This window comes from Collinsella aerofaciens (assembly GCF_015546965.1).
In the GTDB taxonomy this organism is placed as follows: Bacteria; Actinomycetota; Coriobacteriia; order Coriobacteriales; family Coriobacteriaceae; genus Collinsella; species Collinsella aerofaciens_X.
The window spans coordinates 142,619-168,035 of record NZ_JADMUF010000001.1 but is presented as its reverse complement, the minus strand read 5'-3'; the positions used below and the strand labels follow the sequence as shown (position 1 = coordinate 168,035).

Annotated in this window: 22 protein-coding genes and 5 tRNA genes; 19 read left to right on the top strand and 8 right to left on the bottom strand. The window is 60.0% G+C overall.

The annotated features are described in order from the left end of the window. Positions 1-108 precede the first annotated feature (108 nt). Positions 109-2,751 carry an ATP-dependent Clp protease ATP-binding subunit gene (locus tag I1M21_RS00755; protein ID WP_195192021.1) on the top strand — a complete coding sequence of 881 codons (2,643 nt, stop codon included), beginning with the start codon at positions 109-111 and terminating at the stop codon, positions 2,749-2,751. A 214-nt stretch (positions 2,752-2,965) separates the two neighbouring features. Next, complete coding sequence (locus I1M21_RS00750; protein ID WP_195192020.1) at positions 2,966-4,423, top strand: aminoacyl-histidine dipeptidase; 1,458 nt, start codon at positions 2,966-2,968, stop codon at positions 4,421-4,423. A 78-nt stretch (positions 4,424-4,501) separates the two neighbouring features. On the opposite strand, the gene I1M21_RS00745 is transcribed toward I1M21_RS00750, so the two are convergent. After that, positions 4,502-5,080 carry a manganese efflux pump MntP gene (locus tag I1M21_RS00745; protein WP_195192019.1) on the bottom strand — a complete coding sequence of 193 codons (579 nt, stop codon included), beginning with the start codon at positions 5,078-5,080 and terminating at the stop codon, positions 4,502-4,504. A 374-nt stretch (positions 5,081-5,454) separates the two neighbouring features. Here I1M21_RS00745 and disA point away from each other — a divergent pair, with 374 nt between their 5' ends. The 6 genes from disA to I1M21_RS00715 all read left to right on the top strand — a co-directional run bounded on the left by disA (position 5,455) and on the right by I1M21_RS00715 (position 10,959). Beyond that, complete coding sequence (disA, locus tag I1M21_RS00740; protein ID WP_006234973.1) at positions 5,455-6,495, top strand: DNA integrity scanning diadenylate cyclase DisA; 1,041 nt, start codon at positions 5,455-5,457, stop codon at positions 6,493-6,495. Next, a complete protein-coding gene (ispD, locus tag I1M21_RS00735; protein ID WP_195192018.1) occupies positions 6,495-7,223 on the top strand; it encodes a 2-C-methyl-D-erythritol 4-phosphate cytidylyltransferase in 729 nt (242 codons plus the stop codon). Before disA ends, ispD begins: the two co-directional genes overlap by 1 nt. Further along, the gene (gene ispF / locus I1M21_RS00730; RefSeq protein ID WP_006234975.1) at positions 7,213-7,707 is read left to right on the top strand and encodes a 2-C-methyl-D-erythritol 2,4-cyclodiphosphate synthase; all 495 of its coding nucleotides are present in this window, start codon (positions 7,213-7,215) and stop codon (positions 7,705-7,707) included. The genes ispD and ispF overlap by 11 nt, the downstream gene beginning before the upstream one ends. Before the next feature lie 3 nt (positions 7,708-7,710). After that, a complete protein-coding gene (gene cysS, locus I1M21_RS00725; RefSeq protein WP_195192017.1) occupies positions 7,711-9,177 on the top strand; it encodes a cysteine--tRNA ligase in 1,467 nt (488 codons plus the stop codon). A gap of 186 nt (positions 9,178-9,363) precedes the next feature. Beyond that, positions 9,364-10,278 carry a 23S rRNA (guanosine(2251)-2'-O)-methyltransferase RlmB gene (rlmB, locus tag I1M21_RS00720; protein ID WP_195192016.1) on the top strand — a complete coding sequence of 305 codons (915 nt, stop codon included), beginning with the start codon at positions 9,364-9,366 and terminating at the stop codon, positions 10,276-10,278. Positions 10,279-10,281: 3 nt separating this feature from the next. Further along, entirely contained in the window at positions 10,282-10,959 is a 678-nt protein-coding gene (locus I1M21_RS00715; protein WP_006234978.1) for an NYN domain-containing protein, read from the top strand. Positions 10,960-10,986: 27 nt separating this feature from the next. On the opposite strand, the gene I1M21_RS00710 is transcribed toward I1M21_RS00715, so the two are convergent. Next, the gene (locus tag I1M21_RS00710) at positions 10,987-12,327 is read right to left on the bottom strand and encodes a DNA-binding protein (protein ID WP_195192015.1); all 1,341 of its coding nucleotides are present in this window, start codon (positions 12,325-12,327) and stop codon (positions 10,987-10,989) included. 162 nt (positions 12,328-12,489) lie between these two features. Here I1M21_RS00710 and I1M21_RS00705 point away from each other — a divergent pair. The 11 genes from I1M21_RS00705 to rplA all read left to right on the top strand — a co-directional run bounded on the left by I1M21_RS00705 (position 12,490) and on the right by rplA (position 17,657). Further along, positions 12,490-12,564, top strand: a tRNA-Thr gene (locus I1M21_RS00705). A gap of 711 nt (positions 12,565-13,275) precedes the next feature. Further along, positions 13,276-13,357, top strand: a tRNA-Tyr gene (locus I1M21_RS00700). Between the two features lie 10 nt (positions 13,358-13,367). Continuing rightward, a tRNA-Thr gene (locus I1M21_RS00695) sits at positions 13,368-13,443 on the top strand. Positions 13,444-13,446: 3 nt separating this feature from the next. Next, a tRNA-Met gene (locus I1M21_RS00690) sits at positions 13,447-13,523 on the top strand. A gap of 96 nt (positions 13,524-13,619) precedes the next feature. Next, positions 13,620-14,810, top strand: a complete 1,191-nt coding sequence (tuf, locus tag I1M21_RS00685; RefSeq protein ID WP_117563790.1) for an elongation factor Tu — start codon at positions 13,620-13,622, stop codon at positions 14,808-14,810. Between the two features lie 279 nt (positions 14,811-15,089). Further along, a complete protein-coding gene (gene rpmG / locus I1M21_RS00680; protein ID WP_022093895.1) occupies positions 15,090-15,239 on the top strand; it encodes a 50S ribosomal protein L33 in 150 nt (49 codons plus the stop codon). 13 nt (positions 15,240-15,252) lie between these two features. Continuing rightward, positions 15,253-15,328, top strand: a tRNA-Trp gene (locus I1M21_RS00675). 76 nt (positions 15,329-15,404) lie between these two features. Further along, positions 15,405-15,743, top strand: a complete 339-nt coding sequence (secE, locus tag I1M21_RS00670; protein ID WP_022093894.1) for a preprotein translocase subunit SecE — start codon at positions 15,405-15,407, stop codon at positions 15,741-15,743. 3 nt (positions 15,744-15,746) lie between these two features. Then, complete coding sequence (gene nusG / locus I1M21_RS00665; RefSeq protein WP_006234984.1) at positions 15,747-16,283, top strand: transcription termination/antitermination protein NusG; 537 nt, start codon at positions 15,747-15,749, stop codon at positions 16,281-16,283. Between the two features lie 120 nt (positions 16,284-16,403). After that, positions 16,404-16,832 carry a 50S ribosomal protein L11 gene (gene rplK / locus I1M21_RS00660; RefSeq protein ID WP_022093893.1) on the top strand — a complete coding sequence of 143 codons (429 nt, stop codon included), beginning with the start codon at positions 16,404-16,406 and terminating at the stop codon, positions 16,830-16,832. Between the two features lie 117 nt (positions 16,833-16,949). Beyond that, positions 16,950-17,657: a 50S ribosomal protein L1 gene (gene rplA, locus I1M21_RS00655; protein WP_022093892.1), complete on the top strand. Its 708-nt coding sequence runs from the start codon at positions 16,950-16,952 to the stop codon at positions 17,655-17,657. A 125-nt stretch (positions 17,658-17,782) separates the two neighbouring features. Here the strand turns inward: rplA and I1M21_RS00650 are convergent, their stop codons facing one another. From I1M21_RS00650 to I1M21_RS00625, 6 genes are all read right to left on the bottom strand, one after another. Then, positions 17,783-18,493, bottom strand: a complete 711-nt coding sequence (locus tag I1M21_RS00650; protein WP_006234987.1) for a metallophosphoesterase family protein — start codon at positions 18,491-18,493, stop codon at positions 17,783-17,785. Further along, on the bottom strand, positions 18,490-20,406 hold the full coding sequence (locus tag I1M21_RS00645; RefSeq protein ID WP_195192014.1) for a BMP family ABC transporter substrate-binding protein: 1,917 nt from the start codon (positions 20,404-20,406) through the stop codon (positions 18,490-18,492). Before I1M21_RS00645 ends, I1M21_RS00650 begins: the two co-directional genes overlap by 4 nt. A 94-nt stretch (positions 20,407-20,500) precedes the next feature. Continuing rightward, on the bottom strand, positions 20,501-21,268 hold the full coding sequence (locus I1M21_RS00640) for a mechanosensitive ion channel family protein (RefSeq protein WP_195192013.1): 768 nt from the start codon (positions 21,266-21,268) through the stop codon (positions 20,501-20,503). 128 nt (positions 21,269-21,396) lie between these two features. Beyond that, positions 21,397-23,421, bottom strand: coding sequence for a bifunctional metallophosphatase/5'-nucleotidase (locus tag I1M21_RS00635; RefSeq protein ID WP_195192012.1), 2,025 nt, complete (start codon positions 23,419-23,421; stop codon positions 21,397-21,399). 158 nt (positions 23,422-23,579) lie between these two features. After that, positions 23,580-24,374 (bottom strand): ABC transporter ATP-binding protein, encoded by a 795-nt coding sequence (locus I1M21_RS00630; RefSeq protein WP_195192011.1) that lies wholly within the window; start codon positions 24,372-24,374, stop codon positions 23,580-23,582. After that, on the bottom strand, positions 24,367-25,290 hold the full coding sequence (locus I1M21_RS00625; protein WP_006234992.1) for an ABC transporter permease: 924 nt from the start codon (positions 25,288-25,290) through the stop codon (positions 24,367-24,369). Before I1M21_RS00625 ends, I1M21_RS00630 begins: the two co-directional genes overlap by 8 nt. Positions 25,291-25,417: the final 127 nt, after the last annotated feature.

The window sequence follows — 25,417 nt, the reverse complement described above, 5'->3', positions numbered from 1 at the left end:
GAAAAGGCCCCAGCGGTTAACATATACTCCATATGGGTAAAGAGACCAAAGCGCCGCCACGAGTGGCGCTTTGCGTTTGAAAAACTAGCTCGTCTAAGAGGAACTAGCATGTTAGACCGTTTTACCGATCGCGCGCGCAAGGTCATGTCCATGGCCAAACAAGAGGCGCTCGATCTTCATTCAAATAAGGTGGGCACCGAGCATCTGCTACTCGCGCTCGCCAAGGAGGACGAGGGCATTGCCGCCGAGGCACTGCGCTCGCTCGATATCTCCTACGATGACATCATGGACACGCTCAAAGAAGTCCAGACCACCGTTCCCGAGCCCAGCGAGGAGACCGAGGCCGCTAAGCTCGCCTTTACGCCGCTCGTCATCAGCGTGATGGAGCGCTCCTTCCGCGTGGCGCGCGAGAACAACCAGACCTACGTGTCGACTGAGCACCTGCTCATCGGCATCGTCGAAGAGGGCAACGGCATGGCCATGGACATCCTCATGCGCCTGGGCGTGTCGTCCGCCTCCATCAAAAAGGCTATCGAGAAACTCACCGCCAAGGACCAGGACAAGAAGCGTCCGCTCGCCGGTGCCGGTGCTGGTCGTCCCGGTGCGGGCCTGCCGTTCTTTAGCGGCTCGGATGCCTCTCAGCAAAAGGGGAGCGGCACCGACACGCTCAAGCAGTTCGCCACCAACCTCACGCAGAAGGCGCGCGACGGCGAGCTCGATCCCGTGATTGGCCGCGAAAAGGAAGTCCAGCGCATGATGGAGATCCTTTCGCGCCGCACCAAGAACAACCCGCTTATCCTGGGTGACCCCGGCGTGGGCAAGACGGCTATCGTCGAGGGCCTGGCGCAGCAGATCGCAGCTGGCAACGTGCCCGAGAACCTCATGAACCAGAATATTTGGACGCTCGACCTGCCGGGCCTCGTTGCGGGCGCCAAGTATCGCGGTGAGTTTGAGGAGCGCCTCAAGAACGTGATCCAGGAGGCAACCGAAGCCGACGACGTCATCCTGTTTATCGACGAGATGCACACTATCATCGGTGCCGGTTCTGCCGAGGGATCCATCGATGCGAGCTCCATGCTCAAGCCCGTGCTTGCACGCGGTGCCTTCCAGATCATCGGTGCCACCACGGCCGAGGAGTTCCGCAAGTATCTCACCAAGGACCCGGCCTTCGAGCGTCGCTTCCAGACCATCGATGTCGAGGAGCCGAGCGTCGAGGACACGGTCAAGATCCTGACCGCGCTCAAGCCGCGCTACGAGGAGCACCACCATGTGCGCTATGCGCAGGGTGCTATCGAGGCCGCCGCGAACCTTTCCAACCGCTACATCCAGGATCGCTTCTTGCCCGATAAGGCCATCGACCTCATCGACGAGGCCGGTGCCCGCGCTCGCATCGCCGCGAATCGCGCGCCCGAGCCGGTGCGTGAGGCTGAGCATCGCATAGAGGAGCTCAAGGCCGCCGCGCAGGAGGCCACCGAGAGCGATGACATGAACAAGGCCGCCGAGATCACCGAGCAGCAGAAGGCCGCCGAGATTGAACTCGCCGAAGCCAAGGCCGCCTGGACCGCCGAGCTCGACGCCAGCCCGCTCACCATCGACGTGAGTCAGATTGCCGACATCGTGTCCGTGACCTCTGGCGTGCCGGTTTCCTCGCTCACCGAGAGCGAGAGCCGTCGCCTGCTGCAGACCGAAAGCGTGCTCAAGACCCGCATTATCGGCCAGGACGAGGCCGTCGAGGCCGTCGCCAAGGCCGTGCGCCGCAGCCGCTCGCCGCTCAAGGACCCGCGTCGCCCCGGCGGTAGCTTTATCTTCCTGGGCCCCACCGGCACGGGCAAGACTGAGCTCGCCAAGACGCTCGCCGAGTACCTCTTTGGCAGCAAGGACGCGCTCATCAGCTTTGACATGTCGGAGTTCGGCAGCGAGTTCGAGGTCTCCAAGCTCATCGGTAGCCCTCCGGGTTACGTGGGTCATGACGAGGGCGGCCAGCTCACCAAGGCTGTGCGCCGTCACCCGTACTCGGTTGTGCTGTTCGACGAGATCGAGAAGGCACACCCCGACATCTTCAACATTCTGTTGCAGGTGCTGGAGGAGGGTCGTCTGACCGATAGCCAAGGCAAGACGGTCGACTTCCGCAACACCGTGATCATCATGACGTCCAACGTGGGCGCCCGCGAGATCGCACAGGATGCGAGCGTTGGCTTTGGCACTACCGGCGAGCAGGGTCTCACGTCGAGTGAGATCAAGGGCCGCGCGATGGGCGAGCTCAAGCGCCTGTTCCGCCCCGAGCTGCTCAACCGTATCGACGACATTGTGGTGTTCCAGAAGCTCTCGGGCGAGAATCTCACCAAGATCGCGCACCTGCTGGTGGACGACCTACGTCAGCGTTTGATTGCCAACGGCATGAACATCAAGCTCACCGATGCGGCCTATGACAAGATCGTGGCCGAGGGCACCGACCTCACCAACGGTGCGCGTCCGCTGCGCCGTGCTATCCAAAAGCTTATCGAGGACCCGCTGTCCGAGGAGCTTCTGGCCGGCGAATGGGGCGAGGGCGATACCGTCCTGTGCGACGTGGTCGACGGCAAGTTTGTCTTTAGCCACGGCACGGGTGAGATCCCGGCGCCGCGTCCGGCGGGTGCACTCGGGGGCGATACCGCTCCGGCGGCGCCGCACACCGGAAACGCCGCGCCTGTGAGCAGTGGCGTGAGCTCGGGCCCCGGCGGCATGATGCAAGCCGGTTCCGGCGCACTGTAGGGCGTGGCGACAATTTGATACGCGCAATCGAGGCGCTCCGGAAAGGGCGCCTCGATTTGTAGAGCTGCGGAAGTTGTGACCGTTACGCTATACGGTCCACCGTTAGCCGATGATGCGAGGGCGCTCGGCGTTTTCGACTGGTTTATGCACGCAAAGTCTGGGAATATACAAGTCGCATGTCTTACTGTCTAACCAGTTGCGCCAAGGAGGCACCATGGACTACAAGATTACCGGCTACGAGCCCGCCCAGCTGTTCCATTTCTTTGAGGAGGTCAGCGCGATCCCCCGTGGGTCTGGCAACGAGAAGGGCATCAGCGATTTCCTGGTCGCGTTTGCCAAGGAGCGCGGTCTCGATGTGTATCAGGACGAGGTCTACAACGTCATCATTCGCAAGCCCGCATCTGCCGGCGCCGAGAATGCCCCGACCGTGATGCTACAGGGCCACATCGATATGGTGTGCGACAAGTTGGGCTCCGTTGAGCACGACTTTACGACCGATGGTATCGACCTGGTCGTCAAGGACGGCGTCCTCACCGCCAACGGCACCACCCTGGGCGCCGACAACGGTATCGCCGTCGCTCTGATGCTCACTGTTCTCGATGACGATTCGATCGTTCACCCTGCCCTCGAGTGCGTATTCACCACCGACGAGGAGACTGGCCTGGTCGGCGCCGAGACGCTCGACAAGTCCCAGATTAGCGCCCGCACCATGATTAACCTTGACTCCGAGGAAGAGGGCGTTGCCACCGTCAGCTGCGCCGGCGGTGTCGTCGTTACCTACACCTGCCCGATCGCGCGCGAGCACAAGACCGGTAGCACCCTCACGCTCGACATCTCCGGCCTGCTGGGCGGTCACTCCGGCAGCGATATCCACCTGGAGCGCGGCAACGGCAACCTCATCATGGCCCGCATTATCGACCGCCTGATGGTTGCCGGCGAGCCCGCCATCGTCAGCTTCAACGGCGGCACCAAGGACAACGCCATCAACCGTGAGTGCAAGGCTGTTCTGGTCTACGCCGACCACGCTGCCGCCGAGGCCGCGGCCCAGATCGCAAAGGGCATCATCGCCGACGTCACTGCCGAGCTCGAGGTCTTCGACCCCGGCTTTACCTGCACCGTCGAGATTGCCGACGACGCCGAGGCCGAGGCCATGGACCAGAAGTCCGCGCTTGCCCTCATCCGCGCCCTGCGTCTTGCCCCTAACGGCGTGATTCGCCGCAACGTCGCCACCGACGGCTCCGTCGAGGTTTCCTCCAACATCGGTGTGGTTGCCACCTCTGACGACGAGGTCAAGATCATGCTGTCCCCGCGCTCCTCGATCACCTCGCTGCAGAACGAGTTTAAGGACCGCCTGCAGACGCTGGCCGATGTCCTGGGCTTCGACGCCAAGTTCGAGTTCGAGTATCCCGGCTGGAGCTATGCCGAGCATTCGCCGGTCCGCGACGTCTTCGTCGAGAGCTATCGCGAGCTCTTTGGCTCCGAGCTGCGCATCGAGTCCATTCACGCCGGCCTTGAGTGCGGCCTGTTTGCCGAGGCCCTGCACGGCCTGGACGCCATCGCCGTGGGCCCGACGCTCTCCGATGTCCACACCCCGGACGAGAGCATGGAGCTCGCTTCTGCCGAGCGCTTCTACGAGCTGCTCATCGATGTCCTCAAGCGCCTCGCTGCGTAAAGGTCGCCTGTGAAGCCGCTCTAAAACGGCTGGCTATGAAAACGGCCGCCTGGCGTAATGCCGGGCGGCCGTTATTCGTTACAGCGCGAGGATCCCCAGATGCTCAAGTAAGATCTTAAGCCCGATGAGGATGAGCACGACGCCACCCACGATGGTGGCGGGTTTTTCGTAGCGCGCGCCAAAGGTGTGGCCGATCGCTACGCCGGCGACGGAGAAGATAAACGTTGTGATGCCAATGAGCGATACGGCGGGAACGATGTCGACCGAAAGCGCGGCGAACGAGATGCCCACGGCCAGGGCGTCGATTGAGGTGGCGATGGCGAGGATCAGGTACTCGCCCAGTTCAATCTTTTCGGCATCCTTGCCGTCGCCTTCATCCTCGTCCTCGGTAAAAGCCTCCCACAGCATTTTGCCGCCGATAAAGGCCAAAAGGATAAAGGCGATCCAATGGTCGATGGGTCCGATGATGCCCATGAATTGGCTGCCGAGCGCCCAACCGATTACGGGCATGCCGGCCTGAAAGCCGCCAAAGAACAAGCCGAGCACCACGGCGACTTTAAGGTTGATCTTCTTCATGCCAAGGCCCTTGCAGATGGAAGCGGCAAAGGCGTCCATCGAAAGGCCAACGGCGAGCAACACGAGCTCTGCGAGTCCCATAGTCTGGCTCCCTCTCTGCGGGCGGGCCCGCGTGTACCTCTTGGGGGAGTAACAAAAAAGACCCGTGGCGTACGCGTTGCGCGCACAGCCACGAGTCTCGTTCATTAAGGCAAGCCAGGCCGCATCGGCCAGTGTGTTGACTTGCCGCGCCACCGGAGGCGAACCCGATCACGCGACTACTCCCTCATTTATGCGAATCCCGATGCTACCACATAAGCAGCTCATTTGGATTGGGGCTCTCAGCTGTGTTCGCTCATTCTGTAAGCATCGGATTTTGCGGGCGTCACAGGGGCAAACCGTGAGAAACTTATTGACGTTTATGGAGCGTATACGATGGGAGCGATGCCTTGGATAAGAACGAGCTGCAAAAGCGTATGGAACAGGCCATCCGCCTGACTGCCCCCGGTCAGCCGATCCGCACCGCCCTCGACATGATCATTGCCGGTCACCTGGGCGCCCTTATCTGCGTCGGCGACACCGAAAACGTGCTCGCCGCCGGTAACGACGGCTTCCCGCTCAACATTTCGTTTACCTCGAACCGCCTGTTCGAGCTCTCCAAGATGGACGGTGCCATCGTCATCGATGGCGACCTCACCCAGATCCTGCGCGCCAACTTCCACCTCAATCCCGATCCCTCGCTCGCCACGAGTGAGACGGGCATGCGTCACCGCACCGCCGCTCGTATGTCGGTGCTCACCGATGCCATCGTGATCTCGGTCTCGGCCCGTCGTGCCGTCGTCAACGTGTACGTCCACGGCAAGAGCTACGAGATCCAGCCCGTCACCACCATCATGAGCTCGGTCAACCAGCTCGTCGCCACGCTCCAGACTACCCGTCAGTCGCTCGATCGCTCCCTGCTGCGCCTGACGGCCCTTGAGCTCGACGACTACGTCACGCTCGCCGACATCACTGGCATCTTCTCGAGCTTCGAGATCATGCAGCAGGCAAAGACCGAGCTTAAGGATTGCATCGTCAAGCTGGGTAACCAGGGCAAGCTCGTGCAGATGCAGCTCGAGCAGCTCGCGGGCTCCAGCATGGATACCGAATACGACCTGATGATCCGCGACTACGCAAGCGATTCCTCTGAGGCCAACGCCGAGAAGATCCGCGCCGAGCTTGCCCGTATGACGCCTAAGGACCTGTCCGACCCGCAGCACGTGGCGGCAGTTCTGGGCTATGACGACTTGGACGAGGACTCCGTCATGACGCCGCTGGGCCTGCGCACGCTTTCGCGCGTGTCCGTCGTGCGCGACGGCGTGGCCGAGAAGATCGTCGACGAGTACGGCTCGCTGCAGGAGCTCATGGACGACATCAGCGAGGATCCGGAGCGCCTGGGCGACTTTGGCGTCAACAACCCTGCCATTCTTGCGGACTCGCTGTACCGCATGAAGGGCACCAAACAGGGGAACGCATAATGGCGCCCGTGTGCGCCGTGGTCGTTGCCGGTGGCAGCGGTCAGCGCTTTGGAAATCCCGGCGGCAAGCAGCTTGTCAACGTTGCGGGCCGTCCGCTTATGAGTTGGTCCATTCGCGCGTTTGATCGTAGCGATAAGGTCGGCCACGTCGTCGTGGTTTGCCCTGCCGAGCGTCGTGCCGAGATGCGCCGCCTGGCCATCGACCCGTTTGACTATGACACGCCCATCAGTTTTGCCGATGCCGGCGCGACCCGCCAGGATTCCACCCGCGCAGGCGTGCACGCGGTGCCGGCTGGCTTTGAATACGTCGCCATTCATGATGGCGCTCGTCCGCTCATTACGACCGAGGCCATCGACCACGCTATCGACGTGCTCGAGAGCGACCGTGCCCTCGACGGTGTCGTGTGCGGCCAGCCCGCGATCGACACGCTCAAGATCGTCGATGGCGATAATATTGTCGAGACGCCGCCGCGCGAGCTGTATTGGGCCGCACAGACGCCGCAGATCTTTAGTGTCGACGCCATGAAACGCGCCCATGCCGCGGCGATTGCTGAGGGCTTTATCGGCACGGACGATTCGTCGCTGGTCGAGCGCATGGGTGGGCGTGTCCGCTGCGTCCAGAGCCCGCGCGATAACCTTAAGGTGACGGTGCCCGAGGACCTGCGTCCCGTAACCGCGATTCTGCTCGGTCGTATGGCCGAGGGAGAGGACCTTCCCCATGTTCAGTAACCTGCGCATTGGCCATGGCTACGACGTTCATCGTCTGGTGGAGGGGCGTCGATGTATCATCGGCGGGGTTGACATTCCCTACGAGCGCGGCCTGCTGGGCCACTCGGATGCCGATGTGCTCGCGCACGCGTTGGCCGACGCTATTCTGGGCGCCTGCCGCGGGGGAGACATTGGCAAACTGTTCCCCGATACCGATCCTGCCTACGAGGGTGCCGATTCGATGGTGCTGCTCGCTCGCGTGATGGACTATGCGCGCGAGCTGGGCTTTGAGTTTGTCGATGCCGATTGCACCATTGCCTGTCAGCAACCCAAGATCACCCCGCACCGCGATGCCATGCGCGCCAACCTTGCCCATGCCCTGGGCGTTGACGTCGAAAACGTGGGCGTTGCCGCCACTACGACCGAAAAGCTTGGCTGGGAAGGCCAAGGCGAGGGAATTGGCGCCTGGGCCGTCTGCCTGCTACAGAAAACCGTTAAGGAGTAACGAATGCGTATCTACAACAGCGCTACCCATAAAAAGGAAGAGTTCCAGCCCATCGAGCCCGGCAAGGTCCGCATGTACGTGTGCGGTCCCACGGTCTACGACAACATCCACATCGGCAATGCCCGCACGTTCATCAGCTTTGACGTGATTCGTCGCTGGCTCATCGCGAGCGGCTACGAGGTCACGTTCGCCCAGAACCTCACCGATGTCGATGACAAGATCATCAAGCGCGCCAACGAGCAGGGCAGAACGGCCGCTGAGGTCGCGACGGAGTTCTCCGATAAGTTCATCGGCGTCATGCGCGCCGCCAACGTGCTCGACCCGGATGTGCGCCCCCGCGCCACCAAGGAGATCGGCCCCATGATCGCCATGATCAAGACGCTTATCGAGCAGGGCCACGCTTACGCAGCCGATAACGGCGATGTGTACTTTGCCGTGCGCAGCGATCCCAACTACGGCCAGGTCTCGGGCCGCAACATCGACGACCTTATGGTGGGCGCGCGCATCGAGGAGAACGAGGACAAGAACGACCCGCTCGACTTTGCCCTGTGGAAGGCCGCCAAGCCCGGCGAGCCCAGCTGGCCGAGCCCCTGGGGCGAGGGCCGTCCCGGCTGGCACACCGAGTGCGCCGCCATGGTGCACCGCTACCTGGGCACTCCGATCGACATCCACGGTGGCGGCTCCGACCTTGCCTTCCCGCATCACGAGAACGAGTGCGCCCAGGCCACCTGCGCCTGGCACCAGGGCTTCTCCAACACCTGGATGCACACGGGCATGCTGCTGGTAGACGGCGAGAAGATGTCCAAGTCGCTCGGTAACTTCTTTACGCTGGCCGAGGTGCTCGAGCAGCACTCTGCCGCGGCTCTGCGTTTGCTGATGCTGCAGACGAGCTATCGCTCACCGCTCGACTTCTCTTGGGAGCGCCTGGAGGGTGCCGAGAACTCTCTCACGCGTATCGCCGGTACGGTCGAGAACCTGCGTTGGGCTGCGAACCACGCGACGGCCGATGCCGATGCGGCTGCCGCCGAGGCGTTTGCCGCCAAGGTCGCCGAGACCCGTGCCGCCTTTAAGGAGTGCATGGATGACGACTTTAACACCGCCGGTGCCATGGGTGCCGTCTTTGGCTTTGTGACCGAGTGCAACCAGTATCTGGAGCAGGCGGGCGATGCTGCCGACAAGGCCGCAGCCCTGGCTGCCGCCGATACGCTGGCCGAGCTGCTCGATACGTTTGGCATCGAGCTTCCCGAGCCTAAGGTCGAGTTGCCGCTGGGCCTGCTGGGCGTTGCCGCCGGCCTGGTTGCCTACACGGGTGACGACGTGGACGAGGCGGCTGCCAAGATTCTCGAGGCTCGTGCCGAGGCCCGTGCCGCCAAGAACTGGGATCTGGCAGATGCCATCCGCGATCAGCTCAAGGACCTGGGCCTCACCATTGAGGATACGGCCGCTGGCACCCGCATTAAATCTCTCTAATCCCTGCGGGTTTCCCAAGCACCCGACCTTGCCGTTCAAACCGTCGCTCGCGTACTCAAGTACGCGTCGCTCCTCTTTCACGGTAATCTCGGGCACTTGGAAAGCCCGTACCGACCGCCCGAATTAATATTCATGGGCGGTCGTTTATTTTGTTTCGTTTGATAGTTGTATTTAGGAGGTCGCTTTATGGCCGACAATCGCAGGCGTTCGCCTCGTGGTGGCAAGCAGACTGCTTCTGGCTCGCGTCCGATTCGCCGCAATGACCGCGCTGCCGCTCCCAAGGGCCAGCGCGATCGCACCCAGGCCGCGCGTCCGCAGCGCGATCGTAATCGCGAGGGCGCCCAGGCTCCCAAGGGCGAGTTTATCGAAGGTCGCCGTGCTGCCGCCGAGGCACTGCGCACCGGTTTTCCCGTCAAGTGCGCGCTCATTGCCGAGGGCGGGGAGCGCGATGCCGCCCTGTCGCGCCTGGTCGATGACCTCAATGCCGCGGGCGTCCGCATTAAGTACGTGCCGCGCGCGCAGCTCGATGCGCTGTCGAGCCATGGCGCTCACCAGGGCATCGCGCTCGAGGTGGGCAATTTCCCTTATGCCGATGTTGCCGATATCCTCGACCGCGCGGGCGACGGTCCGGCGCTTGTGATCGTACTCGACCATGTGACTGACGACGGTAACTTTGGCGCCATCGTGCGCTCCGCCGAGGTTGTGGGCGCCGCGGGCGTCATCATCGCCAACAAGCGTGCCGCCGGCGTGACCGTGGGCAGCTACAAAACTTCAGCCGGCGCCGTCATGCATCTGCCTATCGCGCAGGTGCCCAACATCGCCCGTGCACTCGACGACCTTAAGGCCGCCGGCTTTTGGGTGGGCGGTGCCTCTGAGCACGCCGAAGGCAGTTGCTGGGATGCTCCCTTCGAGGGTCGCGTGGCGCTCGTCATGGGCTCCGAGGGCGACGGCATCTCGCGCCTGGTGCTCGAGAAATGCGACTTTTTGACCAAGCTTCCCCAGCGCGGCATGACTGAGAGCCTCAATGTTGCCCAGGCGACCACGGCACTGTGCTTTGAGTGGCTGCGCCGCAACGCCGGCGAGCTCATGGGGGAGGAGTAGCGCATGTCCAAAAAGAACCGTGCCAAGTCCAAGGCCAAGCGCTTTGGCGAGGGCTCGGCCAAGCCGATTGTTTCGGCCGCGACCTACGGCGTGGGCGGCAATGCGTTTGCGCAGGCTATCGCCGACCCAGTCTCGACGGTGCACTCAAATAAGCCCGAGCTGCTGGTGGTCGACGGCTACAACGTGATCCACTGCACGCCGCGCTACGAAAAGCTCGTGTACGACCATTCCGACGATCCGTATTCCAGCGACGTTCACGATATGGCGCGCACTGCCCTCATCAACGACGTGGCGGCGTTTGCCCAGGGCCGCTACGAGGCCGTAATCGTGTTTGACGGCGCGGGCAATATCTCCAGCGAACGCCCCAATCTGCCGGCCCGTGGCGTGCGCATCGAGTTTTCGCCGACGGGTGTTTCGGCCGATACCGTGGTGCAGAAGCTCTGCATCGAGGCACGTGAGGAAGGCCGCGCGTGCTCCGTGGTATCGAGCGACGGCACGATCCAGGCTGTCGTCATGGGCAAGGGCGTCACGCGCATCTCGAGCCGTATGCTGGTGGACGAGATCAAACAGATCGATAACGACGTTCACGAGGCAGAGGAAGCTCCGCAAATCAAGATGACTCTGGGCAGCCGCCTGAGTCCCGATGCCCTGGCCAAGCTCAAGGCCCTGCGCGGACGGTAGGGGAGTTGGCGGGGCAATGCTGCCTTGCTAACTCCATTCAGCGATGTCGATCATTCTTTCGAGGCGCCACGTTAACGCCTCTTTTAGATAAGGCAGTCTCGCTGCTAGGGCATCGTTTTTAGACAGAATCTCGATTGCCTCGTCGACAAAACCATCGAGTTTGCCCCCGTCAAACCAGCTCATATCCTCAACAAGCAACATTTGTTTCGCGGGACTTGAATGGAACTGCGCGCTGGCAAAACTGTGCTCTCCTGCCCTAAGCTCCTCTAGAGATATGTTGCACCAGAGCGATGAGCCCGAATCGAAGATGGGGGCTGGTCTGCAGGCCAGTGAGTTGACGTTTCGCACGAGGCCGAAGTTGCGCCAATGACGATCGTAGTTGGCGATGATGTCGTCGCACGCGATCATGCGGTCAAGGGCATCCTTGACGCCTGCCACCCCGAGCTCCTCGCAGTTTGCTACGTATCGCTCGTAGTCGGTTAGTCGTTCATCTGCGTTTGCGTGCTGGTTTACATAGAACGCAGGGACATACTCTTCTTCATCAGTTAAGAAGACATCGCATATGCTCAGGGCGGAAGTGCCCGTGCCCTCGAGTGAGTAAGGCACATAATCGCAGGCGTTTAGGATGCGACGGTGGAGCGCGGTCGCCACCAGCTCGTTATAAGGTTCCTGGTTCAGGTGCGCTCCTGCCTTATGCAGAATTCGACGCCCGCCCTCGCACGTCCAGTACTTTTGAAGATTGCCGTCCGACGTGTTATCGGGCTTTGCGGCAGCCGCTTTTCCCTCTGGGGCAAAGGGCGCAATGGACAGCGAGACGTCATCAAAGGCGTTATTGAAGAAGTTAATATCTTCCCACGCGAGACCGGAACCTTGGGGTCTAATCCAATACTGGTCGGATAGGGAGAGGCCAAGATTTCGCTGTACGAGTTCATCGGGAACATCGACTGCGGCTTCTGCAAGCAGGGAGGCTAGCCCAATGCGTGCGAGCGGAATACCGCGGCCGCGCCACCAGATGCGGAAGGAGTCGAGCGATATGGGGCTATTAGGGCCAAATACTCCAATAGGGGCGTGGGCGTAATCGATGTCGGCGCCGATGTGGGTAAAGTCTTTTCGCGATGTGCTGTAGACCAGCTGAGCGACTTCGTGCGTGCGGTTCATGAGGGTGAACGCGATCTCGTTCTTACCGTGGCCGCGGCGGGGACGTCCCCCTGTTTTGGTCACGGAGCGGAGTCGCGTGTCGACGCTGTCTTTGTCGATGAGCCATACACCAGAAGCCTTGCGGGCCTCAAGTGCTCCGTTTTTTATGAGCTCCTGCACCCTGCGCGGAGTGATGCCGAGCAGCTCGGCGGCTTCCTTGGTAGTAAGCATCGCGAAACCCTTCGTTAGAACGAATAGTTTTATATATAACAATTATAATTAAAACTATTCGTTTTAGCGAATAGTTTTGAGATGTGGTCGGGTGAAGGGCCTGTTGCGCCCCGTCCTCATTTCCTTTATTCTTAACTGGCTTCGCGCGAAAGCGCCAAGTGTGCCAGTGTGGCGCAACGGTAGCGCAACTGATTTGTAATCAGTGGGTTGCAGGTTCGATTCCTGTCACTGGCTCCATGAGAGTTTCGGGCCCTGTCCCCTTGTGGGGACAGGGCCCGTTTCTTTTTAGGTGGTGTGTCATCGGGTTGGTGCCCATCTCGTTTTCGGTTTGTCTCATTCTGTAACACGAAGAAGCTGAAAACCGTTCTTCCTGTTACAGAATGAGACGTAAGCGGAGGTCTCTGCGTAATATCTCGACCTGTAACAGATAGGGGAGAAAATGTTCTCTAAATGTTACAGATCGAGACAAAGGCCGGACCTATCCCAGTCATCCTGGTCGAGCGTGGATTATCGGACGAACGAGCGTGGAAAATCTCCTGCCTAGTGAATGAGCGTGGATAATCTGTCACTTTGGCCTTGGGGGTACGACAAAAGTGGGAGATTATCCACGCTCGACTTCAGACGGGAGATAATCCACGCTCGAATCTGCCACGGAAGCCCGATCTCGACCTATATATAGGTGCAAATAGGCTGTGATCGAAGTTCGATTCTGAAGGTGTACTCTACTACACCAAAGTGTTACCTCGGGAAACGTCACCTCAGTATCCAAAACCACCGTCCTTCATATCCAAACTCAACAAAACCGCAGGTCACGACTATATAGATACGCCCGGAACCGTGTATCTAGAGGTTTTCGTTGACAGCCCCCAAGGTTGCATCGTATTATCTTCTTCGTTCGCGGGGGCGGTGGTCCAAAAGACCAAAGAACCTGCGGATACTTGAACGATTGGGAGTTTGCCCGAGTGGTTAATGGGGACGGGCTGTAAACCCGTTGGCTCTGCCTACATAGGTTCGAATCCTATAGCTCCCACCCGTCAAGTGCCTGTATAGCTCAGTCGGTAGAGCACTTCGTTGGTAACGAAGAGGTCACCAGTTCAAGTCTGGTTGCAGGCTCCATCCGGCGGTGTAGCTCAGTTGGTTAGAGCACACGGTTCATACCCGTGGCGTCACTGGTTCGAATCCAGTCACCGCTACCATAGGTAACACGGTGGCTTCTCAATAGTATGTTGAGAGGCCACTATGGTATAAAGGCAAAGTCCCGTCCGGGGACGACCTGTTTAGAGGAGGGCTTTATGGCCAAAGAGAAGTTTGAGCGCACTAAGCCGCATGTTAACATCGGCACCATTGGTCACGTCGACCACGGCAAGACCACGCTGACCGCTGCCATCACCAAGGTTCTCTCCGAGACCGAGGGCTGCAAGGCTGACTTCACTGCGTTCGAGAACATCGACAAGGCTCCCGAGGAGCGCGAGCGCGGCATTACGATCTCCGTCTCCCACGTCGAGTACGAGACTGCTGCCCGTCACTACGCTCACGTTGACTGCCCGGGCCACGCTGACTACGTCAAGAACATGATCTCCGGTGCTGCTCAGATGGACGGCGCTATCCTGGTCATCGCTGCTACCGACGGCCCCATGGCTCAGACCCGCGAGCACATCCTGCTCGCCCGTCAGGTCGGCGTTCCCTACATCGTCGTCTTCCTGAACAAGTGCGACATGGTCGACGATGACGAGCTCATCGACCTCGTCGAGATGGAGACCCGTGAGCTCCTCTCCGAGTACGATTTCCCCGGCGACGACATCCCCGTCATCCGTGGTTCCGCTCTGGGCGCTCTCGAGGGCGACGCCAAGTGGATGGACGCCATTCGCGAGCTCATGAACGCTGTCGACGAGTACATCCCGACGCCTGCTCGTAACAACGACCTCCCGTTCCTTATGGCCGTTGAGGACGTTATGACCATCTCCGGCCGTGGTACCGTTGCTACCGGCCGTGTCGAGCGCGGTGAGCTCAAGCTCAACGAGCCCGTCGAGATCGTCGGCATCAAGGATACCCAGAACACCGTTGTTACCGGTATCGAGATGTTCCGTAAGTCCATGGACTTCTGCGAGGCTGGCGACAACGTCGGTCTGCTGCTCCGCGGCATCAAGCGCGAGGACATCGAGCGCGGCCAGGTTCTCTGCAAGCCCGGTTCGGTTACCCCGCACACCAAGTTCACCGGCGAGATCTACGTTCTGACCAAGGAGGAGGGCGGCCGTCACACCCCGTTCTTCGATGGTTATCGTCCTCAGTTCTACTTCCGTACCACCGACGTTACCGGTACGGTCAAGCTCCCCGAGGGCACCGAGATGGCTATGCCTGGTGACCACATCACCATCGAGGGCGACCTCATCCACCCGATCGCCATGGAGGAGGGCCTGCGCTTCGCTATCCGCGAGGGTGGCCACACCGTCGGTTCGGGCATCGTCTCCACGATCATTGAGTAAATTAGCTCTTTGATATAGCTGACTTAGAGAACCCGGCACTTATATGGGTGCCGGGTTCTTTTCTGCAATGGATATTGAGCCGTTGCTGGTGTCGAGAGGATCGATAATGGTCCTGGATGCACCGTCGATTAGCTCTCGATGGCTTCATTGATGTGTTCCAAATATGAATGGATCCACCGAGAACCAATTGACTCGAGGTTTTCATTGACAGCACTTACGTGGAGCTGATAAAGTAACAACTCGTGCCCGTACGGGGCGGAAATGAAAGGTTCAGGATACATGCGTACTCTAGTTACTCTTGCGTGCACTGAGTGCAAGCGCCGCAACTATACGACCACCAAGAACAAGTCGACCATGCCTGATCGTATGGAGATCAAGAAGTATTGCCCCTGGTGCCGTCACCACACGCTGCACAAAGAGACTCGCTAGTCTCTAGTCACATACGCCAGTAGTTCAATTGGTAGAGCATCGGTCTCCAAAACCGAGTGTTGAGGGTTCGAGTCCTTCCTGGCGTGCCAGTCATTATTCCGTAAGCTCCCACTTGGGGGCTTACGGTTTACTCATGTATAAGCGCATTGCGCGGAGGTAACCCAAATGGCCAACAAGAAGAACAAGAAGAAGGCTCAGCAGCCGGCACCTGCCAACAGCGCTGCCGCCAACTCCAAGGTTGAGGCCAAGAAGGCCGTTGCCAAGAAGAACGAGAAGGCTGCGAAGTCCAAGAAGAACGAGAAGCCTGGTTTCTTCGCCCGCACCAAGAAGTATTTCGCTTCGGTCAAGTCCGAGATGAAGCGTGTCACGTGGCCCGATAAGAAGGAGCTCGTGAACTACTCGGTCGTCGTTTGCGCTTCTCTGGTCGTCGTCGGCGTCGTCATCGCTCTGCTCGATGCTGGCTTTGGCGAGGCTCTTGCTCTGTTCTCTGGATTGAGGGGCTAAACCATGTCTAAGCGTTGGTACGTCGTTCACACTTACTCCGGATACGAGAACCGCGTAAAGTCCGATCTCGAGCATCGTATCGAGACCATGGGCATGCAGGACCGTATCTTTGATATCGAGATTCCTATGGAGCGCGTCACCGAGATCAAAGAGGGTGGCAAGCGCGAGACCAAGGATTCTAAGATCTTCCCGGGCTATGTCCTGGTCCGCATGGAGATGGATGACGATGCTTGGACGTGTGTTCGCAACACGCCCGGCGTCACCGGTTTCCTAGGCGGCAACGGCAAGCCCGCTCCGCTTTCCCGCGACGAGTACAACAAGATGACTCGTCGTCCCGGTAAGGGCGATTCGCCCAAGCGCACCTCGGTTGATATTCAGGTCGGCACGTCCGTCCGCGTCACCGATGGCCCGCTTACCGACTTTGATGGCAAGGTCTCCGAGGTTAACACCGAGGCTGGCAAGCTCAAGGTCACGCTGATGATCTTTGGCCGCGAGACGCCGGTCGAGCTCGACTTTAACCAGGTCGCTGTCATCGCTTAAGTTTTCGTCCGTTCGCGCGAGCGTGCTTCTTCTGTGACTGCTCATCTCAGGAGTGCTTCTAACACGTGCGTGCTTACGATATAGCAAGTACTTCACACTCGTGATTCGAAAGGAATGACCATGGCTGAGAAGAAGGTTGCCAACGTCATTAAGCTCCAGATTCCTGCTGGTGCAGCTAACCCCGCTCCTCCCGTCGGCCCCGCCCTGGGCGCTGCTGGCGTGAACATCATGCAGTTCTGCCAGGCCTTTAACGCCGAGACGCAGGACAAGAAGGGCGACATCATCCCCGTTGAGATCTCTGTCTACGAGGATAAGTCCTTCTCCTTCATCACCAAGACCCCGCCGGCGGCTCACCTCATCAAGAAGGAGCTGAACCTCAAGTCTGGTTCCGCTAAGCCCCAGGCTGACAAGGTTGGTCAGCTCTCCCAGGAGCAGCTCACCAAGATCGCCGAGATCAAGATGCCGGACCTCAATGCCAACGACATTGACGCCGCCAAGAAGATCATCGCCGGTACCGCCCGTTCCATGGGCGTCACCATCGCTGAGTAGCGATTTCTTTAGGTAATGACGGGTGCTCCGACCGGGGCGCCCGTTATATGTGTGCAATAGGGCACACGATACGATGTGGGAGGGCTCACGCCCGTTTAACCACAGGAGGTAATGCACATGGCTAAGCATGGTAAGAGCTATAACGCCGCTGCCGAGAAGATCGACCGCGCCACGCTCTACACCCCCCTTCAGGCTGCCAAGCTCATTAAGGAGCTCGACACCGCCAAGTTCGACGAGACCGTCGAGGCCCACTTCCGTCTGGGCATCGATACTCGTAAGGCTGACCAGAACATCCGTGGTTCCATCTCCCTGCCCCACGGCACCGGCAAGACCGTTCGTGTTGCCGTCTTCGCCGAGGGTGAGAAGGCCCGCGAGGCCGAGGCTGCCGGCGCTGACATCATCGGTTCCGACGAGCTCGTCGCCCAGATCCAGAAGGGCGAGATCAACTTCGACGCCGCTATCGCTACGCCGAACATGATGGCCAAGGTTGGCCGCATCGGTAAGATCCTTGGTCCCCGTGGCCTCATGCCGAACCCCAAGCTCGGCACCGTTACCATGGACGTCGCCAAGATGGTCTCCGAGCTCAAGGCTGGCCGCGTTGAGTACCGCGCCGACCGCTACGGCATCTGCCATGTGCCCCTGGGCAAGAAGTCCTTCTCTGAGCAGCAGCTCGTCGAGAACTACGCTGCCCTGTACACCGAGATCCTGCGCGTCAAGCCCTCTTCTGCTAAGGGCAAGTACGTCAAGTCCATCTCCGTGTCTTCCACCATGGGCCCTGGCGTCAAGGTCGATCCCGCTGTCCAGCGTGACTTCCTGGCTGAGTAACTGCTAGTTACTGCCTGAGCAAAGCAAGCATTGCTAAAGAAACCCGGTTCTGCCTTGTGCAGGACCGGGTTTCTTGTTGTCTCGTGGCAAAACCAACACGAAGGGGACAGGCACCTTTGAGGTGGTTACCAGGGTGTTCTGGCTGTTGAGGACTCGATGGCATCGTGGCGTTTGAGCTCGCGGCGCATGGTTTGCGAATTGAGCCAGGCCGCCTGCCAGCCACGGATGGGGTAGCGCGTCTGGTCGAGCTCAAACTGCGTATAGCCGCAGGCGTTGATGATCGTCGTTCCACACACATGCTGCCGCTCGCGCTGAAAATCGTAACCGTAGCTTTGGTGTACATGCCCATGCACCATGTAGTCGGCCCCCCAGGACTCAAGCGCCGTGTTAAAGCACTCAAACCCTCGATGCGGCAGATCGTCCAGATCACCCATACCGGCCGCGGGTGCATGGGTAAGCAGAATGTCGCACCCGCCGACCATCCTAACCTTACGCGACAGCTTACGCATGCGCTTGGACATCTCGCGTTCGGTGTACATGTTGGCGCCGTCGCGATAACGCATGGACCCGCCAAGGCCCGCAATGCGAATCCCTCGGTATGTGTACACGCTGTCTTCCACGCAGATACATCCACCCGGTGCATGACGTGCGTAGCGGTCATCGTGATTGCCGCGTACGTAGATGAGCGGTTTGTTGATGACTGTGACCAAAAACTCAAGATAGTCCGGGTCCAGATCGCCGGCGGACAAAATCAGGTCGACACCCTCAAAGCGTTCCTTGCGAAAGCACTCCCAAAGGCATCGTTCTTCGGTATCGGCTATGGCAAGGATCTTCATAGGGCGGTAACTCCCGGCTCATCGCCGAGCTGCGGAATGGCGCCCACCACGTTGTCCGCCAGCCAATTCATCTCGACAATCTGCGTGCTCGGCAACGGAGGGAAGCCTTCGATCTGTACCACGCCGTTCTGGCTGTGGAGCTCGCCGCCAAAGGGGTTGATGGATCCCTCGACAATGCCGTTGCGGAGCAACTGCACGAGTTTGCGCGTCTGGTAGGGTAGGCCCGGAGCGTAACGGATGTCGATAACGCCGGAGCTCATGCCGTACCAGTAGTTGACGGCGCGCACTTGGTTGTCATCGCTGGTCTCGTCCCACGTGCCGTGCAGAAGGCTGCGAACGATGAGCTCGTAGTAACGGCCCCAGTTCCATACCGGCATGGCGATGCCGGAAACCTTGCCATCGACCAGGCGGTGGAGTCCGTAGGCCGTGGGGTCTTCGAGCGACTTTGATATGTCAGCGCCGGTCATGACGCTCACGCCTTCGCGGCACATGGCCTCGGCAAGACCGCCGGCGGGCACATCGCCCCAGGTGAGGATAATTTGCGCGCGGGGGTCGAGCAGCGAGGCGCCGATGGCAAAGGCATTGATCTCGCTGAGCGCGCCGGATGCGAAGACCGACGCGTGGTAGCCGATGCGATGGTTGTCCGCCATGCTGGCGGCAAGGGCGCCCAGGAGGAACTTGGCCTCGTACATCTTGCCAAAGTACGAACGAACGCTTTGGTGGGGAAGGCCGATAGAGCAGTTAAGGAACCGAACCTGGGGATACTCAACGGCAGCTCTGAGCGTGTATTCCATCAGGCGGTGCGAGGTCGAGAAGATGACGCTGTCTCCATGTTTGACAGCCGTTTCCACGGCGGCGTAGAACACGTCCGGATCGTGACAGTCCTCGAACGCCTCGGTGCGCACGATACCGTCAAAGTGCTCATCGAGATACTGACGTCCTTGGTCGTGCAGACTGTCCCAGCTCGACGCCGCACAGGGGAACTCATGGATAAAGGCGATACGCAGGGGGTTGGCCGCCGAGTAGACGGTCTTGCCCATAAAGAAGTTGAGCACGCCGGAGGTGGACTTGGCGGGCGCCTCTTCCTCATCGACGCTCGGCGCTTCGACAAGATCGACCTTGTCCTCGTCATTTTTGCCGGCAATGACCAGCTCGCACCAAATCTTGCACAGGCGGTTTACGACGATATCCGTCGGCGTATCCAGCAGGCGGTCCTGGTTGTACACATTGAGGTAGACGAGCATGGCGTCAGCGGGCGTAATGTCCAGGTGGTCGCCGCCTGCGCGAAGGTAGGCGCGCTTAAAGAGCAGGAAGGTGTGGCGCAGGTAGTCGACCTTCTTCTGCGGCCATTTTTCGATAAGGTTCTGACCGAGCATCTTGGCGAGCGTCTCGTAGCTTCCCTCACGCGAGAACTCGATCTCGTATAGGGGGCAGACGCGCCAAAACGCGCAGAATTCACCGTACAGGCGGCTTTCGACGGAATCCCATGTGCCGGGGTAGAGACGGGTGACCCTGGCCGAAACCGTTGGAGCGTCCAGGAATTTGAGGACACTGACGCGTTTGTTGCCTTCCTGGACATAGAACCGATGCATGAACTCGGTGACGATGATGGGGTCGCGATAGCCCTCGGTTACCTGGATGTCGTAGAGGTTGGACCACTTGCGGGCGAACTCGGTGTTAAACGGCAGCAGGGGCATAAAGTTGCATGAAAAGGCGGACTGACGGCCTTTGGTGACCGTGCCGACGACCATTTCGAGCGGAATATCCCTTAGGCCGACATTCTCTCGCTGACCTAAGGGGAGCTGAGCAACCAAACTGTCGAGGTCCGTAAGGTATGGATGCTCGCTTTGGCTAATGGCGCGTCGACGTCCTTGCTCGCCGCGCTTGCGTGCTTGACGATAGGCCTCTTCCATGGTGTCTACTCCCTTAGTCGTTTAAACAACGATATGAACCATGGTACCACGATGCGAAAGCCCCACAAAGGCGTCTGTCCCCTTTGTGGTGGTTTTAGGCAATGATGGGGGCGATGGCGCGGATGCAGGCGTCGGCAGCGGTGAAAGTGGTGCTGTCGTCGCTGACGATAAAGATAATCTTGCCCTTGATGCCAAAGTCGCCGATCTCGCTAAAGAGCACATACGGCTCCTTGTCAAAACCCGAGATGGGAAGCACGGCGGTCTTGGCGGCGCTGGTCAGCTCGTCTGCCAGTGCATCGAGCGAGGCCCACTTGGACGTGTCCTTTACGGCAACGGGCACAGCTACACGCCCAAAGGGCATGAGGTGCACGAGCGTGTTCTTGGAGATATTTGAGTTGGGGACGATGATGGTCTGCCCGGAGGCGTCCTCGATGGTCGTGTGGCGCCAAGTGATGTCCTGGACCACACCCGACACGCCGCCGACTTCGATATTGTCGCCGGGCTTGATAATGCCCATAAAGGTCACTTGCATGCCGCCGATAAGGTTCGACAGCGTATCCTGAAAGCCCAGCGAGATGGCGATGCCGCCGACACCAAGAGCGGCGACGAGCGCGTTTGCGTTAATGCCAAAGCAGTTGTCGAGGATAAAGCTGCCGCCGATCATCCATATGACGGCGCGCGCGATGTTGATGAAGATACTCGATGCCGGAAGCGGGTTATCGTCTCGGTTGAGCAGATGGTTCAGGGTCTTGGATACGACCTTGGCGGCGACGGCGGTGCCTATCGCCAAGATGACGGCCCAGATGATGTTGTGGACCCATCGTTGTGTAAAGAAATGAAGAATTGGCTCAAACAATTCCATGTAGGGAAACCTCCTAATGATCGTCCAACCATGATACCCACCAAGAAGCCCGTCCGATCAAATTCGGACGGGCTTCTGTGCTCGATATAAGGTTTACGCGGCGGGGCTGTAAGGCCCGGCGGTGTAGCTTAGCGTCGACGCTTCCAGATAATGCCGAGCATGATGACGATGATGCCGCCGATAAGGCACGCGCCAACTACTGCCAGCGTGCGGTCTCCCGTTGCGGCGAGCTTACCGGTCGTCTTCTTGGTGATGACCTTCGTGGCCGTCGTGTCCGTCTTAGGCGAGGGCTTAGGCGTCAGGGCCGGTGTGGGCGTGGGGTCCACGGCTGCGGAGCCGAAGCTGATGGTGCCCGCGAGCGAGGCCATCTTGCTCTCCCAGCCGTTCTGCCCAATCAGCGCCCTCAGCGCCGCCTCGCACGTGCCCCACTCGGTGTACTTGGTGGCGTGTGCAAAGGTGGGAAAGTCGGCCGTGTTGGTAATGATGTAGTTGTTGGTTGCGACGGTATAGGTCTTGGCGGGGTCGAGCGTGCTGCCGTCCTTGGTGAGTGTGGCACTCACAATGCGCTTGCCTTCGGGCTGCGTCCAATCAATCGTCACGTTGATGCCGCCAAAGGAGAGAACGCTGCCAGAGTCATCGCGCCACTTGTACTTGTCTTGTGCTTCCTGCTCGGTATGGCCGGCTGCCACGTAGGCTTGCTGAAGCTCGTAGCTGTGATTGCACTCGTCGCTGATCTGCAGCGAGTGCTCGAGCGCTGCCAGGAAGTCCGCGCCGGTCATGGTCCAGGTCTCCACGGTGTTGCCGTAGGGCGAGATGGCGATGAGGTTGCCGGCGGTCACGTTGCCCGCCGCGATGCCGCCGCGGATGCCGCCAGCGTTTTCGATAGCGAGGTCCGCGCCCGTCAGGGCAAGATAGGAGCCGCAAATCACGTGGCCGATGGTCTGGGCCTTGGTGGTATCGCCCTCCTTGCTGGGGCGGAAATCGGTGGTGCGCACCATTTCCCAACCATGCGTGCCTGCGGCGTCCTCGCCGTAGAAATAGTTGGTGGTGGATGTGCCGAGCATCTTGTTCGATTCGTTTTCAAAGGCCTCGTCGAGCGGCTTGATCTTGTTGCGGACGGCTTCAAGGCAGCTTTGGTAGTCGAAGCCCTTGTCGGGGTCTGCCAAAAGGTCGTTGACGTTCTTGGCGGTGTAGAGCTTCTCGTCGCTGCCGTCTGCAGGGACCGTGACCGTGTCATCGTTGGTCGTCTCGGTGCCATTCGTGTCGTACCTGTACGGAATGGAAAGCAGCCCCACCTCGGCAAAGGCGCTGCCCGCCTCGACAACGTGGATCGTCTTGCCGTCGGCTCCCGTCACCTTCTCGTTAAGGTTGATGTGCTCGTGGCCTGCGATAAGGGCATCGACGCCACGGAGTCGCGTGGCAAAGGTCTTGGCGTCGAGCGTGTGCGCGATGCACACAACAACATCGCATCCCTCCTTGCGCAGCTGCTCTGCCTCGGCATTGATGGCGTTCGCGGCACTCGAGAAGCTGGTGCCCGCGACTAGGTCTGCACGCAGCGAGGAGCCAAGCGACTCATCCATGGCTCCTACAACGCCGACCTTGATCTGGTAGGCGAACGTTGAGTGATTTTCGCTGTCCTCCCAGGTGCGGTCGAGCGTCTTCGTGATGCTCGAGCTCCATACGCCGCTCGTAGACTTCGCGTTCGCGCAGAGTATGGCGAAGGGCGTGCCGGTGGTGCTGTAGCCGGTCATGGTGCGGAGTTTGTCCGCGCCGTAGCTCCAGTCGTGGTTGCCTGGCGTGGTCGCGTCGTAGCCGTCGGCGTAGAAGGTGTCCATGAGCTCGGCGATGCTCTTGCCCTCGCTCATGGTGGCGAAGGACTGTCCGTGGAAGGTGTCGCCCGCATCGAGCAAAAGATCGGGGGCGCTGTTTTGGGCGCTATAGAGAACCGCCAGTCCGTCAAAGCCCACAGTGCCGGTGCCCTTGCTTGCGTTGTAGCTGTACTTGTAGCTGCCGTGGATGTCGTTGGTGTGCATGACGGTCACAGAGCCGTCAATAGCGGCGGGCGGGTTCCCCGCGAAAGCGAGGCTTGGGATGCCTGCGAGCGCGCCGGCAAACAACGAGGCGGCTAACGCAAGGCGGGGGAGTCTTTTCATGGCAGTCTCCTTAGTCCTTAGCCAGAATGTCTGGTTGAATATCGGATTATCAGCATGATATGCGAAAACCGCCGCAAGGGTGTCTGTCCCTTAGCGGCGGTTTTGACGTTTGCGCAGATAAAACCTACCAAAATAAACCTGTCCCTTTTTGGCAGGTTTTAGCTCAGCAGCATGCGGTCGTTGGCGAGCTCACCGCCCGAGACCTCCTCGAACTTCTGCAGCAGGTCGGCTACGGTGAGCGACTTCTTCTCATCGCCCGCCACGTCGTAGATCACGTGGCCTTCGTGCATCATGATCAGACGGTTGCCCAGACGGATGGCGTCGTTCATGTTGTGCGTGACCATGAGCGTGGTCAGGTGGTTCTCGTCGACGATCTCCTCGGTCAGGTTGAGCACCTTAGAGGCCGTCTTGGGGTCGAGGGCCGCGGTGTGCTCGTCGAGCAGCAGCAGGCGAGGCCTGGTGAGCGTGGCCATCAGCAGGGTGAGCGCCTGGCGCTGGCCGCCCGAGAGCAGGCCGACCTTGGCGTTGAGACGCGTGTCCAGACCAAGGTCCAGGCGCTTGAGCAGCTCAACGTACTCATCTTTCTCGGCCTTGGTGACGCCCCACGAAAGGCCGCGACGCTGGCCGCGACGCTTGGCAAGGGCCAGGTTCTCGGCGATCTGCATGTCGGCAGCGGTACCGCGCATGGGGTCCTGAAACACGCGGCCCAGGTACTTGGCGCGCTGCGACTCGCTCAGGCACGAGATGTCGGTGTCGTCGAGCTCAATAACGCCCGAATCGAGCGGGTACACGCCGGCGATCATGTTGAGCAGCGTGGACTTGCCGGCGCCATTGCCGCCGATCACGGTTACAAAGTCGCCGTCATTCAGGGTGAGGTCGACGCCGGTGAGCGCGCGCTTCTCGGTGACGGTGCCCTTGTTAAAGGTCTTCTTGACGTGCGAGAGCTTAAGCATCTGCCTCATCCCCCTTCGTGTAGGAGCTGCGGAGCTTATAGCGCTCCCAAACTACGGGCACGCACAGGGCCACAGCGACAATCACGGCGGAGAGCAGCTTCATGTCGTTGGCGTCCATGCCCAACTGCAGCACGATGGCGCGGATAAGGAAGTACACCACGGAGCCAAAGACGGCGGAGGCAAGACGGACGCTAAACTGCGTGAGGCCGCCGGGCAGCAGACGGCCGAGCACCTCACCGATAACAATGGCGGCAAGACCGATAACGATGGCACCGGTGCCCATACCAATGTCGGCATACTTTTGGCTCTGGCAGATGAGCGCGCCCGAAAGGCCGATGAGGGCGTTGGAGAGCACGAGGGCGATCATCTTGGTGGAGTTGGTGTTGACGCCCAGAGCGCGGATCATGTACTCGTTATTGCCGGTGGCGCGCAGCGCCGAGCCGATCTCGGTGCCAAAGAACCAATACAGGATGGCAACGATAGCCACGGCGAGCAGGATGCCCAAGATGATGGCAACGGTGGACTGCGGCAGACCGGTCATATTGCTGACGGCCGAGAACACGGTGCCCTTGGCAAGAATGGGCGTATTGGACTTGCCCATGATGCGCAGGTTGATGGACCACAGGCTGATCTGGGTGAGGATTCCGGCGAGGATCGCGGGAATCTCAAAGACGGTGGTCAGAATGCCCGTGACGGCGCCCGCGATGGCGCCGGCGCACATGCCGGCCAGCACGGCGAGCAGCGGGTCGACGTTGTTATTGACGATGAGCACGGCGCAGACGCAGCCGCCGAGGGCAAAGCTGCCGTCGCAGGTCATATCGGGAATGTCGAGCAGGCGGAACGTGATAAACACGCCAAGCACCATAATGCCCCAGAGGACGCCCTGCGAAACGGCGCCCTGCAATGCAATGAGCATGCTTCATACCTCCTAGGATAGGGTGGACACGTGAGTCACCATGATAGCGGTAACAATGCATAAAAGAGCTGCGGCCGGATGTTTTGACTCATCCGAAACAAGCAGGGCGAACGCCGGTCTTTGGCGT